Source organism: bacterium (genome assembly GCA_024742285.1).
Lineage (GTDB): Bacteria > Myxococcota_A > UBA9160 > UBA9160 > UBA4427 > UBA4427.
Genome location: JANSYR010000004.1, coordinates 120373 through 135356 on the forward strand (window position 1 = coordinate 120373; position 14984 = coordinate 135356).

Sequence of the window (14984 nt, forward strand, 5' to 3'; positions counted from 1 at the left end):
CTTCGCCTAACGGTCGCGCCCCGTGCAGTCGATCCCGTCGAGGAAGGCGAGCGCCGTCTCGGAGACCGGATCGCCCTCCAGACTCATCGAGACGAGGATGCGTTGGTGGTTCTGGCCCGCGACCTCGTGGCGCTTCGAGGCCGGCGCGAGCGGCGAGACGACCTCGTAGAGCCGGTTCGACTGTCGCTCGAAGGTCGGTCCCTCGCCCTCCGCCGTCAGCAGGAGCGCCGGCGGCGTCGGCGGGTCGACGTTCGTCACGACCGAGGCCCGGGCCTCCCAATCGCCTTCGCCCCCGAAACGCTGCTCGAAGTAGGCGCGGCTCGCTCCCGCCTCGTAGGTCGCTTCGTCGGCCAGGTCGTAGCCCGCGCCGCTCACGAGGACGAGACCGCAGAGCCCGCGGCGATCCGTGCCGTGACGCGCGAGAGGCGCATCGTCGAGGCCGACGCGCGCGGCAAGCCAGGCGCCTGCCGAATGCCCGCCGAGGGCGATCGCCTCCGGGTCTCCGCCGTAGCGAGCGACGTTCTCGCGCGCCCAGGCGACCGCCGCCGCGACGTCGTCGACCTGAGCGGACCAGTCGACGCCGGGTTGCAGGCGATAGCTCGGCACGACGACGCCATAACCGCGCGCGGCGTAGAAGCGACCCAGGTTCCGGATCGGTTCGACCCCGAACGCGCCGAGGCGACGATCGCCGTGGGTCCAGCCGCCGCCGTGCACGAAGACGAGCGTCGGCCAGCCGGTCCTGCCTTCGGCGGGGAGGAAGAGATCGAGACGATGCTTCTCGTCGTCGAAGTCCGCGCCATCGCGATAGGCGAGGTCGAGCCGGACCCGCTCGCTCGGCCAGTCGGCCCCGCGATAGGCCATCGCCGCGCCCAGGGTCTCGCGCTGGGCCGCACAGCCCGTCAGGACGAGCAGACCCGCGACGACCAGCAGGACCGTCGAAGCGTTCTTTACCGTCACCTTCACCGCCACCGTCGCGGACGCCCCCATCTCAGACGCCCGGGATCGTGAACTGGACCGAGCCGACGGCGGCCTCGAAGTCGCGGACGAAGCGATCGAAGTAGTACTCCTCGGGCGCCATGAACTCGAAGCGGTAGAGCCAGTCACCCACCGGACAGCCGTATTCGAGGGTCCGCTTCTCGAGGCCGATCGCATTGCGGTGGCGGTAGTCGAGGCGGAAGCAGGTCTGGCCGCCGATCGTCGCCGGCCGATTCGACACGACCTCGAAGTTCCCGGTCCCGTCGTCGAGGCGACGACTGTCGAGGGAGATCTCGGAGATCTCCTGGACGGTGAGCGACCCGGCCGTGTTCCGGCCCGTCCCCTTCACGATCGCGCTCTTCGGGAAGCGCCGGACCCAGAACTCCTCGAGCTCGCTGCCGTGGACCGTGAAGAAGAAATAGCCGCCGACCGGCGCATAGTAGGACGACATCCAGCCCATCGGCATGTTCATGCGGATCTGCACGGGGGTCATGTCGAAGGGGCGCGGCGTCGTCTCGTCGATCGGCACCCAGGGCGGCGCACAGGCCATGAGCGAGAGGAGCACCACGAGGAGCGTCCCCAGGGCGAGCCCGCGCGCGATCGTTCCCGAAATCAGCCGGCCCATCATCGGCCTCCTTCCGAGAGCTCCCGGATGTAGCTCTCGACGTATCCCCGATCCTTGGCATTCGGATCCATCCGCAGGTAGCGACGGAAGCGGTCGAGCGCCTGCTTCGAATCCTCGTCGCTCCGACTCGTCCCGTTCGTCTTGTAGTAGGACATCGCCAGCTCGCGAACCGCCACTGCGCTCTCTCGATCCCGGCGAAGCGCTTCCTCGAAGGCCTCGCGGACCTGCGTGATCGAGGGCGTCGGTCGGTTCGGGATCGGCTTCGTTCGTTGCCCCGAGAGTGCGCGCCCCAGCAGGATCCAGGGCTTCGGGTCCCGCGTGTCGCTCTCGGTCGCGCGACGCGCCGTCTTCTCGGCGGAGAGGAAGAGCCCGGCCGCCAGCTCGAGCTCCGCCTGGCGGATCGTGACGGGATGGATTCGCCGCTCGAAGGCGGACGGATCGAGGAGCGGCGAACGCGTCGCCTGCTGGTCCGGATACTTCGTCTGGATCAGCGTCTTCATGCCCTGGACGCGCGCGACCACCGGGGCCGGCGGCACGAAGGGCACCCAGCCCCAGACGCCCTGCGCGTGGACCTCGCCGATATAGGCGATCGTCGTCTCGTAGAGGCGCGGCGTGTCGCCGACGGCGTAGCCGGCCTCGTCGAGAAACTCGAGACCGCGCTCGTCCGCGATCGTCTCGATCGTGTGGTGGAAGTTGACGGCGCTCGTCATCTGCGCGGCCTGCACGAGAAGCTTCGCGTTTCCGCCGCCCTCGACCATCGACGAGCCCACCCCGATCCACGCCATCGTGTCCGCGTTGCGTCGCTTCTCCCGCTTCGCCCGCAGCGCGTTCCGGTTCACGATGTGCGCCATCTCGCGGGTCAGCATCGTGGCGAGCATCGTCTCGTCGGTCATCTGCGCGAGCAACGCCGTGTGGATGTAGATCACGCCGTTCGCGAACGAGTAGCCGTCGATGTTGATGTCGGAGATCACCTCGATCCGCGGCTCGAGTCCCGCCTGCTTCATGCGGGCCGGGGTCGAGCGTTCGAGGACCTGCGCCAGGTAGGCGTCGACCGCGGCGTTCTCGAAGTGGAGGCCGGCGGATTCGATCTCGTACTGGATCGCCCGTGACTCCTTCCAGAGCGCCTGCTCGTCGGGATCGAGCTGCATGGTCGTCCGGTCGGCTCCCATCGGCGGGAGCGGCGGCGTCGCGCAACCGCCGGCGCCGAGCAGGACGAGCACGGCGAGAGAGAGAAGACCCCGTCGCGCCCTCATCGTTCGATCCCCTTGAGCGCCAGCTCGACCAGCGCCTTGTTGCCCGCCGGATCCCGCAGGTCCGCCAGCGGCATCGAGACCTTGTTGAAGAAGAGGATGTCCCCGGTCCGGGCTTCGACGAGAGCGACGAAGAGCTCCGCCGGCGTGGCTCCCGGACCGCCGTAGGCTCCGGTCACGAGGGTCGCCGCCGCTCCGACCGCCACCAGCGCCTGGCGCTCGCCGGTCGGCACGTAGTCCGTCGCGATCATCAGCACGTACGCGTCCGCACGCGTTCCGTCGAGGAGCACGCTCGACTTCGGCCCGAGCGTGTAGTCGAAGCGCTCCATCTGCGCGGGGAAGAGCTGCGTCATGTCATAGGTGTGCCGAAGGATCGATTCCTTCGCGGACTCCCAGAGGAGCCACGCCTGTTCGCCGTCGCTGACCGCAGGCTTCGCGTTCGGGTTCTCGACGCCCAACCGGAAATCCGGTCGCGGCGGATGGGTTCCCGCGTAGGGGACGAAGGTCTTGCCCGCGCGCTCGACGATCTCGCGCACCGCCGTCTGGGCGTGCTCGTTGGCCGCGTCGCTCCAGTCCTGCACTTCTTCTTCGATGTCACCGGAGGACATCGAGTAGACCGAGACGAGCGGCGGGATCAGCGTGATGCGGTCGAGATCGGCGAAGCGCACGCCGTAGTTCGCGGGCCCGCGATAGGGCGGCGGAACGGCGCAGGCGGCGGTCGACAGGACGACCAGGCACACGCCGAGCATTGCGCCCCGGGCGCTTCTCGTGCGGATTCGGATGGGCAAAGCGCAGGCTCTCCTCGAGCAACCGGGCCCGGGGGGCGTGGGACACGCGGTGTGCGACGACTATAGGGCAGTCGTCGCGCAAAGGATGCGCGAGGGCGGCGGGGCGGCGGGGCGGCGATCGATGGGGAGGGCCGCGGGCGCGCGATCGGTTCCGCGCGATCGCGCGCCGCGGAGCCGGACTCGGGGCGTCCCGTCGATCAGGCCGCGGCGATCATCCGGCCGAGCCGTCGCAGATGATGCGTCGAGCCTCCGAGGATCAGCTCGATGTGGCGGGCGTGGACGTAGTAGCGGTGGACGGGGTACTCGCGGTCGACCCCGATCCCGCCGTGGATGTGCTGGGCGGCGAAGGTCACGCGGAAGCCCGCCTCGCTCGCGAGGTGTTTGGCAATCGCGACCTCTTCGTCGGCCTCGCGACCGACGGCGATCCGCCAGGCCACCTCGAGCGCGGAGAGCCGCACGGTCTGCGTGTCGATGTACGCGTCGCTCTCGCGATGGGACACCGATTGGAACATCGCGATCGGCTGGTCGAACTGCTTCCGCGTCTTCGAGTACTCGGCCGTCATCTCGAGCGCGGCCTCGAGGCAACCGAGCAGCTCGTTGCAGAGGGCGGCGTTCGCACGCAGGTCGATCCACTCGATGATCTCGCGGCCCTGCGTGAGGCCGCCGAGGAGCGCATCGCCGGCGACTTCCACACCGTCGAGGGTCAGCTTCGCCTCGGGCCGATAGCTCGTCGTCTCGAGCGACTCGATCCTCACGCCGTCCGCCTTCGGATCGACGAGGAAGACCGCGGGCCCCTCGTCGGTCGCAGCGGAGACCAGGACGAGGTCCGCGATCTGGCCCGCCGGCACGTAGGACTTCACGCCGCGAAGCCGGAAGCCCGACTCCGTCGCCGTCGCCTCGACGCCGGGTCGCTCGATCTCGCCCTCTGGCTCGACGAGCGCGGCGGTCAGGATCTTCCGTCCCGCCGCGACCTCCGGCAGGATCGACTTCTTCTGCTCCTCGGTCCCGAACGCGGCGATCGGGAGCGCACCCAGCACGGCGGTCTCGAAGTAGGGGATGGCCGCCGTGGTCCGACCCACGTGTTCGAGGACCCCGCAGACCTCGAGGAACGAGAGACCGCCGCCGTCGTACTCGGACGGGACGGCGACGCCGACGAGCCCGGCTTCGCCGACGGTCGCCCAGAGGTCGGCGTCGAAGCGCGGACCGTCGCCGCGCTCGAGGGCCAGGAGCTTCTCTGCCGGGGAGCCTTCGGAGAGGATCTGCGACGCGAGGTCGAAGATCGCCTGCTGTTCTTCGCTGTAGCTGAAGTCCATGTTCGTCTCGCTCTCTATTCTCGTCTTCTACTACATGCGCGGGATGCGCGGCAGACCGAGGCCGAAGAGACCGATCAGGTCGCGCTGGATCTCGTTGGTGCCGCCACCGAAGGTCAGGATCAGGAGGCTGCGATAGAGCATCTCGACCATGCCGTCCGCGACCAGCTCGTCGGCCTTGCCGTCGGGCCGCAGATAGGCGCGCTGGCCCATCACCTCCATCATGAGCCGGAAGGCTTCGAGGAAGAACTCGGTCCCGTAGACCTTGATCGTCGACGCGTCGGCCGGGTTCAGCTTCCGCCCCTCGGCCGCCGTCCAGGCCACCTTCCAGTTGAGCAGCCGAAGCGCGTGCAGCCCCGCCTTCACCTTGGCGAGATTGACCTGGACCCACTCGTCGTCGATCACCCGGCCACCGTCCGGCCGCTTCGTGTCCTTCGCCCACTGGACGACGGCGTCGTAGGCGCCCTCGATCATCCCGGGCGCGCAGAGGGTCACGCGTTCGTGGTTCAGCTGGCCGGTGATCAGCTTCCAGCCCTGGTTGAGGCCTCCGACGAGGTTCTCCGCCTGGACGCGCACGTCGTCGTAGAAGACTGCCGCGATGTCGTGGCTCGAGAGCAGGTCGAGCGTGTCGACGCGGATGCCCGGCGTCTTCATGTCGACGAGGAACATCGACAGGCCGCCGTGCTTGTCGGCCTTCTGGTCCGTCCGAACCGCGAGCCAGCAGTAGTCGGCGTCGGAGGCGAGGCTCGTCCAGAGCTTCTGCCCGTTGATGATGTAGTCGCCACTCCCGTCGTCGGCGAGATCGGCGCGGGTCTGGAGCGCGGCGAGATCCGTACCCGCCTGCGGCTCGGAGTAGCCGATGCAGAAGTGGATCTCGCCCGCGAGGATCTTCGGCAGGAAGCGCTTCTTCTGCTCCTCGTTTCCGTTCACCATCAGCGTCGGCCCGACGGTGTTCACCGTCAGCATCGGCACCGGCGCCCGCGCCCGCATCGACTCGTCGAAGAAGACGAACTGCTCGATCTCGCTCCGCCCCTGGCCGCCGAACTCCTTCGGCCAACCGATCCCGAGCCAGCCGTCCTTGCCCATCTGGCGCGTGATCTCGCGCGTCGTCGGACCGATGCCGTGCTCCTTGGCGAGCTCGGCCTTGATCTCGGGCGTCAAGAGGCGGCTGTAGTAGGCGCGCAGCTCCTGGCGCAGCGCCTCCTGCTCTTCGTTGTATCCGATGTACATGGCGTTTCTCCAGCGAGAGCTGGAGGATCAGCGAAGCGTGCCCGGGGCGCCAGCGCGGCGACCGGCGAGCCACGGCTCGCGCGACTCAGTCGCTACGCGGGCGCGCGGCGCCCATCGCGACCAGCCCCAGCCCGAGCAGGAGCGCTATCGAGGGCTCCGGGATGACGAAGAGCACGTCGAGGCCCTGCGGGTTACCGCGGGTCCAGGGTTGCCGGATCGTGAAGTCATACCGCCCGGGCTGGAGTACGCCCTCACGGCGGATCGATTGATATCCGGCCGGCGCCCGTAGGCCGAAGATCGATTCGAAGTCATTGATCGGGAAGTTGGGATTCCGAAGAAGACCAATCCGGCCGTCGCCGGGGCCCGGCGGCGGCCGATTCACGCTCGTCACGTCGATCATGTACGGCGTCGGCTGGTCGATCTGGAGGACTGCGCGCAGCCAGGAGCGTCCGTTCCCGCCGGTTCGCTCGATCGTGAAGTAGTTCCAGTCGACGAGGTCGGGATCAGCGACGCCGACCGAGGAATCCTCTCCGATGCCCGTCACGCGCGTCGAGAACGCGATCCGCGTGGGCGTCACCTCCGACTCGAGCGCGATTCGACCGTAGCCGTCCGCCACGCGCTCGCTTCCCGCCATCCGTTCTTCGAGCGTGGGATTCCAGACTCCGAAGTCCTCGGATTCAGCCTGATGGGGCGAGAAGTCCGTGACGAACCCCCAATAGGGTTCGTATGTGTAGGACGCGAAGACCTCGATCTCGCGCCGCACCTCGACGATCGAGGCCGACGCCGGGCCGGACGCCAGAATGGCGATCGCCACCATCGTGCAACGGATCCACGCGCGGCCTCGAGACATGATTCTCCTCTGCTGGAGAGGAGTGGTCCCGAGGGGCCGATTGTGGGGAGGAAGTTCGCGGGCGCGCTCACGAATTCGCGATCGGCAATCTCTTCACGCCTCGCCGATCGCTCGACCTCCTCTTCACGCGTCGGGCAGCGGCCCCGTCCACTGCGCCCGTTGCGAGATCTCGAGCAGGTTCCCGTCCGGATCACGGACCATCGCCATCCGCGCCACCTCGCCGAGATTCATCGGGCGGACGACGACCTCACCCCCGGCTTCCTCGACCCGCGCCGTCTCGGCGTCGCAGTCGCGGATCTGGACCGTCAGGTAGAGCCACCCGCGCTGGGCCTGCGCGAATCCGCTCGGCGCGTCGTCGCGCTCCTCGAAGAGCAGGACCGAGTCGCCGCACCGCACGCGATCGCGCGCCTCCTCCGTGAAGCCCAGCACGTCCCGGTAGTACGCCATCGTCCGGGCGAGGTCGCGGACCGCGATGCGAACACCGATCTGTGTCACCCCCTCGGTCCCGGTCGGTACGAAGACGACGCGATTGCCGTCCGGATCCGCCATCTCGCGCGGGGCATCGAGCTCGTCCCGCGCGATCAGCAGCGCCTGAATCCCCGAGCGCTGGTCCCCCGTGAGCGCTTTGCGGACGTTCACCTTCACGACCGTCCCGCGTTCGTCGAAGCGGTACTGGACCTGATCCTTCACGACCGGGATCGAGTGGTCGAAGACGAGCCCCGCCTCGTCCCGCCAGAAGTCCACGACGGCGGGATCCTCGCTCACGAGGCCCACGTCGAGCTGGCTCTTCACGACCTCGATCACGCACTCTCCTCCGCGAGCGCCGCGTCGACCGCCTTCGCCAGGTCGGCCTGCGTCCACGGGCCGTCTTCCGGCGCTCTCGCCCCGACCGGCTTCTCCTGCACGATCGGGAAGAGGCCGACGTAGGGGCCGGAGGCAGTGAAGATCCGGCCGTTGACGTGCTTCGCCGCGTCGCTCAGCAGGTACGCGTAGATCGGCGCGCACTCTTCGGGCGGCGGCGAATTCAGGCTGATCTCGGCGAGCCCGTCCGACAGGATCCCCCGCGCCTCGAGCCCGCGGATCATCTCCTCGTAGTCGGGCCCGGTCGACAGACGGGTCTTCGCGCCGGGGCAGACCGCGTTGCAGCGGATCCCGACCTCGGCGAGATCCGTCGCCATGCACCAGGTGAGCGAGTTGATGCCGCCCTTGGCCGCGGGGTAGGCGCTTCCGCCGTACATGCCGAGGAAGCCGTGGCTGCTCGTGTTCACGATCACGCCGCCGCCTGCCTCCCGCAGATGCGGAATCGCGGCGCGGGAGCAGAGGAAGGTGCCGTCGAGGTGGACGGAGACGACTCGGGACCAATCGTCGATCTCGATCTCCTGGATCCCGTTCGCCGGCTTCCCGGGGATTCCGGCGCAGTTCACCAGTCCGTCGAGGCCGCCCCAGGTGTCGACCGCGGTCCGCATGATCGCCTCCGCCGCCGAGGGCTCCGCGACGGACCCCACGCAGGCGGCGCCCTGGCCTCCCGCCGCGACGAGCTCGTCGACGAGCCCGGCGAGTCGCGCCTCGGCCGCCGCACGGCCGCCTTCGCCCCCTCCGGACGCGTTCACGACGACCCGTGCGCCCTCGCTCGCCAGGCACAGGGCGATCGCCCTTCCAATGCCTTCGCTCGAGCCCGTCACCACGATTCGAAGCCCTTCGAGGACCCGCGTCATGAGTCGATTCCTTTCTCTATGATGGGCGCGCACCGTCGACCGGCGACGCAGCTCCGCGCGCCAATGAAACCCCAGGAATCCAGACCATGCCCATGCCCAGCGACATCCCGATCATCGACTGCATGATCGGCTTTCCCGCCAACGATTTCTCCCAGTACGAGTTCATCCGCAAGCAGCTGAAGGATTCGCAGTCGCGGGACTCGTTCGACTTTCCCGTCGAGTACATGTTCAAGAACGTGCCCAAGGAGCTCTACGGGACCGAGAACCCGATCGACGTGACGCTCCACGAGATGGACCGCTTCGGCGTCGAGAGGGGGCTGATCGGCGTGGGCGGCGACGTCTCGGCTAAGGCCTTGAAGGACCACCCGGATCGCTTCATCGCGAGCGGCTCCGTCGACCCGAACGAGGGCATGGACGGCATCCGCAAGATGGTCCAGCAGTACGAGGAATTCGGGGTCCGCGCGTTCGGCGCCTTCCCCGCCGGCTGCAACCCGCAGGTCGCGATCGATGCGCCGCAGTTCTATCCGATCTACGCGAAGTGCGTGGAGCTCGGCGTCCCGATCTTCGTCTGCGCCGGCGTGCCCGGACCGCGCTTCCCGATGGACTGCCAGCACGTCGAAAAGATCGACCGCGTCATGTACGACTTCCCCGAGCTCGTCTTCGTGACGCGCCACGGCTGCGAGCCGTGGGAGAAGCTCGCCATGAAGCTGATGCTCAAGTGGCCGAACCTCTACTACTCGACGTCCGCGTTCGCGCCCAAGCACTACCCGGACGAGATCGTGAACTACGCGAACACCCGCGGCGCGGACAAGATCATCTACGCCGGCTACTTCCCGATGGGCCTCTCCCTCGAGCGGATCATGACGGACATGCCGAGCGTGCCCTTCCGCGATCACGTGTGGCCGAAGTTCCTCCGAGAGAACGCCGCGAAGGTGCTGAAGCTCGACCAGTAGACGAGTCGCTCCGTCTTTCTTCACGCCCCCGCCCTACGCGATCCGCCCCGAGAATCCATGGACCGAACCGAACCCGACTACGACGCCCTCGAAGGCGCCGTCGGCGCCGTGCGCCGCCTGATCACCCATCTCCGCAAGACGACGGCCGATCCCGACGTGCTGCGCCGGATCGAGAAGGAGGCGAACGGCTTCGCCGACGAGCTGGCGCCCTTCGACCACGCCGGACCGTTTCAGCAGCGGAAGCTGATCCTCCGGGACGACGAAGACGGCAAGACCCCGCCGGAGACGAAGGACGCCGCCGAGTACTTCCCCTACAGCCCGGTCGTCGGCCCCCTCAATCCGATCGCCCCGAAGATCGAGTTCGAGCTCGTCGGCCGCGAGTACCACGCGACCCACGTCTTCGAGCCCCAGTACAACGGTCCGCCGACCGCCGTCCACGGCGGCGTCGTGGCCCTCGTCTTCGACGAGCTGCTCGGCGCCCTCGGCGCGATCCTCGAGGTCGGCGGCTTCACCGGCACGCTCGAGGTCGTCTACCGCTCGCTCACCCCGCTCCACCAGCCCGTGCGCATGCGCAGCTGGATCGACGGGGAGGAAGGCGTGAAGACCTTCATCAAGGGCACGATGCACACGACGGACCCGGACGGGACGGAGCGGCTGTGCGCCGAGGCGAAGGGCATCTTCATCCGCCCGAAGACCTCGTTCCTCGAGCACGCCCTCGCCCGCAGCAGCGCCGCGAAGGGCTAGACCCGCCCGGAGCCCACCGGGCGATTCGTCAGGAGCTCGCCGGCTCCGCGACCGTGAGCGCGCCCCACAGGTTGCGCCACGAAATGAGCCGGACGTAGCGCATCGGGCCGGGCTCGAAGCCCTTCTCTTCGAGGACCCCCGCGACGCCGGGCATGTGCATCGCGCCCCAGGGTACGACGACCACGCGATGCGTCTCGAGCTCGCGACCGATCGTGCGGAGCAGATGCTCGTTGCGGTACTGGACGATGTCGGACATCACGACCTGCATCAGCTGGGGCGACGACAGGTGCTGCTGGTAGAGGGAGAGCAGCACGCTCAGGGACGAGTCGGTTTCGTAGAGACGACCGACCCCGCCGATCCAGTCAACCGTCACTTCGCCGAAGTCGGATACGTCGACATCGGCATGAAGGAACTCCGGCAGAGACCCCGGCTCCTCGTTTCGCTCCACCGACTCCCACACGTAGCGCTCGATCGGCTGTTGCTGCTCGAGCCCGAGAACGGCCGCGACCCCCTCGTAGTCGAGCTCGCCTTCGAGCAGTCCCTGCTCGTCGGTCACGCCTTCGGTCAGGACGACCACGGAGTGATCGGAGCGGGTGAGGCCTTCGAAGATCGCGTCGTAACCCTCGCGCTCCCCGATATGCATCATGCCGATCAGGTGGACCCTTCGATCCCCTGCGTGATAGACGCGGTTCCCGATGAGTACGCCTCGCCCGTCGAAGCGGACGAAGTCGTCGGTGAGACGGGTGAGCGATGAGACGACGATGGTCAGCGAGAACGCGATGAACGCCAGGAGCGCGTAGGCGATCATGCTCGTTCCGACCAGGAAGAAACGCGGAATCGAAACCCCCGGCTTCTCGAACCACCCGCGATCGAAGAGCAAGCGCCCGCCGCCGCGCACGGCCCAGACCACCGAGTGCGCGTAGACGGCGATTCCCATCTGGACGCAAGCGGCCGGGATGCCGATGGCCGCGGTCGTGCCGAACACGTCGGCGAACGAGGCGACGAGGACGAAGCCCGTCGCGGAGACGATGATCGGTAGAAAGATGCGGAGCGGCAGCCTCCGGTCGAGGCTGACGAGCGGGATCGCGAGGACGCTGAGCCCGAGCGCGAGGTTCGCGAGATGGAAGCGAGGGGTCTCCAGGGCCGTCCAGCGGGTCAGCTCATGGACGAGGGAGACGGCCCCGTCGACGGTGTACGCCAGGAGGACCGCGTTCGCGAAGATCTGCAGGAGGCGAGGGGGCACGCGCTCAGCATAGGGCCCCCGCGATCCGCGCGCCTAACGTGGATCCAGCCGATAGACCCAGACCGTCCGCTCGGGATCGCGGTCCGCGACCGCGATGTCGTAGCGGGCTTCGATCGCCCGGCGCGCGGTCTCGTATTCCGCCCCGCCGTAGGGGAGCCGAAGCGCGCGGCGTTCGAAGACCTGGTCGCCGAGACGGATCCGCACCCGGTCGTCGTCGCTCACGTGGGCGACCCAGCTCCGGCCGGTCGGATCCTTCGGACCCAGGATCATCGACGTCGGCACGTAGAGCTTCCCGCCGACCGCGCCCCACCAGGTGTTGACCGAGTGGGGGTCGCCCGGGCGCGTCTCGAGCTGGGCGTTCTCGACCGCGTCCGCGAAGGACCAGTCGGCGACGACCGCGGGGCCGACTTCGCCGTCCAGGGCGCCCCCCGGAATCGGGCCGATCGGACCGCAGCCCGCGAACACGAAGGCGATGACGACCGCCCATTTCACGACCCAGAGCACCGCCGCCCCCGCCAGGCCCTGCCGGCCGCGACGACCGAGTCGGCCTTGCAGTCGCTCTCGCAGTCGGTCTCGCCACGTCTTCGCTTCGTCCATGCCACCCTCTCTTCGCCGATCCCGGGGCGCGGTGTCCGACGCCCGGCCGGGGCCCGCTTTGGACGCGGGAGCCGCTCGGGTGTGCCGATGGTGCCGCGTTCGGTTCCCGCATGCCCACGCCGCGGGGTAGGATTCGCGCCGACGAGCGAATCGACGAACGCGCGGGGAGCTCGGAAGAGCTAAGAGGAGTCCGGAGAGCGGGATGCGGGTCATGATGACGGGAGGGACGGGCTTCGCGGGCTCCCACACGGTCCGCCGATACGTCGAGGCCGGGCATGACGTCCGGCTCCTCGTTCGCGATCGCGAGAAGGTCCGAAAGGTCTTCGATCCGCAGGGAATCACCATTCCCGAAGCGGACGTGATCGAGGGCGACATCGCCGATCTCCCCTCCGTAGAGCGCGCCATGGAGGGCTGCGACGCCGTCTACCACGGCGCCGCCCTCGTCGACATGCGACGCAAGATGGCGGACCGCGTCCTCGAGACGAACGCGCGCGGCGTCGCGAACGTCGTCGGCCACGCGGTCAAGCGTGGCCTCCCGCGGATCGTCTACGTCTCGAGCGCGAGCATCTTCTTCCTGCCCGGCTCGGGCCCGATCCATCTCGACATGGCGATCCAACCCGGCACGACCGCCTACGCGAAGAGCAAGGCCCAGGCCGAGCAGGTGATCCGTACGCTGCAGGACACGGGCGCGCCGATTCGCGTGTCCTACCCCACCGGCATCGTCGGCCCCGACGATCCGGGCCTCTCCGACGCGAACGAAGCGGTGTACATCTTCTTCAAACAGACCGGCGTGACGACGTCGAGCGGCTTCCAGATCGTCGACGTGCGCGACCTCGCGAACGTCCACCTCCGACTGCTCGAGCGCGAGGGCGGCGCGGCCCGCGCCCTCGCGGCGGGACCGATGCTCGACTGGGCGTCGACGTACCGGATCCTCGACGAAGTGACGGGGACCCGTCTCTGGCGATTCCCCTTTCCGGGGGGACCCCTGCGCTTCCTCGGCAGTGTCGGTGACGTGCTCAAGCGCTTCGTCTACGACTTCCGATTTCCGCTCACCCGGGACGCGATGGAGTACGCGACGCAGTGGCCGGGGGCCAGCGGCGACGAAGCGGCGCGCGAGTTCGACGTGACGTTCCGGAGCGCGCGCGAGACGTATACCGACACGGTCCGCTGGCTCTACGAAGCGGGCCACCTCGAGGAGCGGCACGTCGGCAAGCTCGCCGAGGGGGGACGCGGAGCTTCCGCCTAACGTCCAGGAACGTGCTTCGAGAACTCGCCGGCGAGGTGGACCCAATCGCCGTTCGGCTTCTTCTCGAGGAGCACGCAGCCGAGATAGTCCATCGAGAGGCCGGCGACGTGCCGTACGTCGATCGCCCCGAGGACGACCGCGGCGTGCCGTAGACATCCGCTGTGCGCGACGAAGAGGCGTGCGACGTCCCGGGGATCGTCGTCCGGAATGGAATCGATGCTCGCCGCCACGCGCGACGCGACCCGGGCGCCCGCCTGCATGAGCGACTCCGCCCCGGGCAGCGGTAGTCGGAACTCGGGCATTCGACGCCAGCCCTCGGGCAGCGGTCCGAGGCGAGGATCCGTTCCGAGAAGCTCTGCGATCTCGGCGAAGGTCAGGTTGGCCGCGCTGCCGAGACCGCGCTCGATCAGCTCGTCGCGTTGGATCACGTGATGACTTCGGCCGGTCTCCGGCGCCAGCTCGGAGGCGAGCACCATCGCCGTCTGCCATGCGCGGAGCAGCTGCGAGGCCTCGATCCGCTCGTCGATCGTGAGCCCGTGATCGCGACAGAGTCCAGCGATCCTGGCCGCAGCCGCCCGCGCCTGCGCGTGGCCCAGCTGCGAGAGGGCGCGCGGCGAATGGGCGCTCGCCGTGTTCTCCGGTCGATTGAAGTCGCCGTGTCGAACGAAGGCCGCGATCCGCCGACCGCACCGAGTCTCGTTTTCCATACGTGCCTCTCGTCCTCGAGCCACCCGAGATTACACGGGCCCCCGCTTCTCTTCATCGGCCGAATGGTTCGAAGTACCTGAGATCGACGCGACTGCCGGTCGCTCTGGGCTTCGTGTCACATGGCACGATTGCGACACACTTGCACCCGAGGTGCTCATCTCCCGCGGGCGAGGCGTTCGAGTGCGCGCCGTCGCCGCCACACCGACAATCGCCTCGCCATCCGCTCGAGCCAGGGCAACCGGCGAGTCTCTCGCAACACACCCTTTGCGTGAACCTCGATCCGTTCCCCTTCGACCCGTTGCTCGATCCCGTCGGCGAGCAGGACCCGGAAGGGGCGATCGGGATTCTCGAGATCGGCGGTGTCGGTGATCCGAACCGGCATCTGACTGCGGTAGCGCTCGGCGATCGCCTGGAGCGCGGGCGAGGTGTCGAACGCGCCGGGGCGGACTTCGCGAATGGAGAGCTGGACCGCAGCACCCACCGCTTCGAGGTCGACGATTCCGCCGGTGCGGTCCGGACGCTCGTCGTCCTCGAGTCCGCCCTGCAGCCAGAGACAGTGGTAGCGGCGGCAGATCGACGGGCGCGTCTCGTGGATGCCGCAGCCGCCGCCCGTTCGCTGGTGCTCGCAGTCGAGGCCCGCCGGCTTCGCGAGCTCGTCGACCCGCAGCACGTGACAGCATGCCGAGCAGGGTCCGCAGCTGCGCTCGGCGGCACGCTCGAGGTCGGCAGAAAGCTGGGCCAAGGCGGGTG

General features: G+C 68.5%; 16 protein-coding genes. 3 read left to right on the forward strand and 13 right to left on the reverse strand.

Going from position 1 to position 14984, the window contains the following annotated elements:
- Positions 1-6 precede the first annotated feature (6 nt).
- The 9 genes from NXI30_09375 to NXI30_09415 all read right to left on the reverse strand — a co-directional run bounded on the left by NXI30_09375 (position 7) and on the right by NXI30_09415 (position 8743).
- The gene (locus NXI30_09375; GenBank protein MCR9094416.1) at positions 7-957 is read right to left on the reverse strand and encodes an alpha/beta hydrolase; all 951 of its coding nucleotides are present in this window, start codon (positions 955-957) and stop codon (positions 7-9) included.
- A 31-nt stretch (positions 958-988) separates the two neighbouring features.
- Positions 989-1600 (reverse strand): hypothetical protein, encoded by a 612-nt coding sequence (locus NXI30_09380; protein ID MCR9094417.1) that lies wholly within the window; start codon positions 1598-1600, stop codon positions 989-991.
- Positions 1600-2853, reverse strand: a complete 1254-nt coding sequence (locus NXI30_09385) for a M48 family metalloprotease (protein ID MCR9094418.1) — start codon at positions 2851-2853, stop codon at positions 1600-1602. Before NXI30_09385 ends, NXI30_09380 begins: the two co-directional genes overlap by 1 nt.
- Positions 2850-3638, reverse strand: a complete 789-nt coding sequence (locus NXI30_09390; GenBank protein ID MCR9094419.1) for a hypothetical protein — start codon at positions 3636-3638, stop codon at positions 2850-2852. The genes NXI30_09385 and NXI30_09390 overlap by 4 nt, the downstream gene beginning before the upstream one ends.
- 197 nt (positions 3639-3835) lie before the next feature.
- Positions 3836-4951 (reverse strand): acyl-CoA/acyl-ACP dehydrogenase, encoded by a 1116-nt coding sequence (locus NXI30_09395; protein ID MCR9094420.1) that lies wholly within the window; start codon positions 4949-4951, stop codon positions 3836-3838.
- A gap of 30 nt (positions 4952-4981) precedes the next feature.
- The gene (locus tag NXI30_09400; GenBank protein MCR9094421.1) at positions 4982-6178 is read right to left on the reverse strand and encodes an acyl-CoA dehydrogenase family protein; all 1197 of its coding nucleotides are present in this window, start codon (positions 6176-6178) and stop codon (positions 4982-4984) included.
- A gap of 85 nt (positions 6179-6263) precedes the next feature.
- Positions 6264-7028, reverse strand: a complete 765-nt coding sequence (locus tag NXI30_09405; GenBank protein MCR9094422.1) for a PEP-CTERM sorting domain-containing protein — start codon at positions 7026-7028, stop codon at positions 6264-6266.
- 123 nt (positions 7029-7151) lie between these two features.
- Positions 7152-7832: a VOC family protein gene (locus NXI30_09410; protein MCR9094423.1), complete on the reverse strand. Its 681-nt coding sequence runs from the start codon at positions 7830-7832 to the stop codon at positions 7152-7154.
- On the reverse strand, positions 7829-8743 hold the full coding sequence (locus NXI30_09415; GenBank protein MCR9094424.1) for an SDR family oxidoreductase: 915 nt from the start codon (positions 8741-8743) through the stop codon (positions 7829-7831). The genes NXI30_09410 and NXI30_09415 overlap by 4 nt, the downstream gene beginning before the upstream one ends.
- Before the next feature lie 86 nt (positions 8744-8829).
- Here NXI30_09415 and NXI30_09420 point away from each other — a divergent pair, with 86 nt between their 5' ends.
- Positions 8830-9696, forward strand: coding sequence for an amidohydrolase family protein (locus tag NXI30_09420; protein MCR9094425.1), 867 nt, complete (start codon positions 8830-8832; stop codon positions 9694-9696).
- Between the two features lie 57 nt (positions 9697-9753).
- Complete coding sequence (locus NXI30_09425) at positions 9754-10440, forward strand: PaaI family thioesterase (GenBank protein MCR9094426.1); 687 nt, start codon at positions 9754-9756, stop codon at positions 10438-10440.
- A 28-nt stretch (positions 10441-10468) separates the two neighbouring features.
- Here NXI30_09425 and NXI30_09430 read toward each other — a convergent pair whose 3' ends face one another.
- Both NXI30_09430 and NXI30_09435 read right to left on the reverse strand, forming a co-directional pair.
- Positions 10469-11683, reverse strand: coding sequence for a TraB/GumN family protein (locus tag NXI30_09430; protein MCR9094427.1), 1215 nt, complete (start codon positions 11681-11683; stop codon positions 10469-10471).
- A 33-nt stretch (positions 11684-11716) separates the two neighbouring features.
- The gene (locus tag NXI30_09435; GenBank protein MCR9094428.1) at positions 11717-12280 is read right to left on the reverse strand and encodes a hypothetical protein; all 564 of its coding nucleotides are present in this window, start codon (positions 12278-12280) and stop codon (positions 11717-11719) included.
- Positions 12281-12482: 202 nt separating this feature from the next.
- Between NXI30_09435 and NXI30_09440 the strand changes: the two genes are divergently transcribed.
- Complete coding sequence (locus NXI30_09440) at positions 12483-13526, forward strand: SDR family NAD(P)-dependent oxidoreductase (protein ID MCR9094429.1); 1044 nt, start codon at positions 12483-12485, stop codon at positions 13524-13526.
- On the opposite strand, the gene NXI30_09445 is transcribed toward NXI30_09440, so the two are convergent.
- Together NXI30_09445 and NXI30_09450 are read right to left on the reverse strand one after the other, a co-directional pair.
- Positions 13523-14233, reverse strand: a complete 711-nt coding sequence (locus NXI30_09445; protein ID MCR9094430.1) for a histidine phosphatase family protein — start codon at positions 14231-14233, stop codon at positions 13523-13525. The genes NXI30_09440 and NXI30_09445 overlap by 4 nt on opposite strands.
- Before the next feature lie 155 nt (positions 14234-14388).
- On the reverse strand, positions 14389-14976 hold the full coding sequence (locus NXI30_09450) for a hypothetical protein (protein MCR9094431.1): 588 nt from the start codon (positions 14974-14976) through the stop codon (positions 14389-14391).
- Positions 14977-14984: the final 8 nt, after the last annotated feature.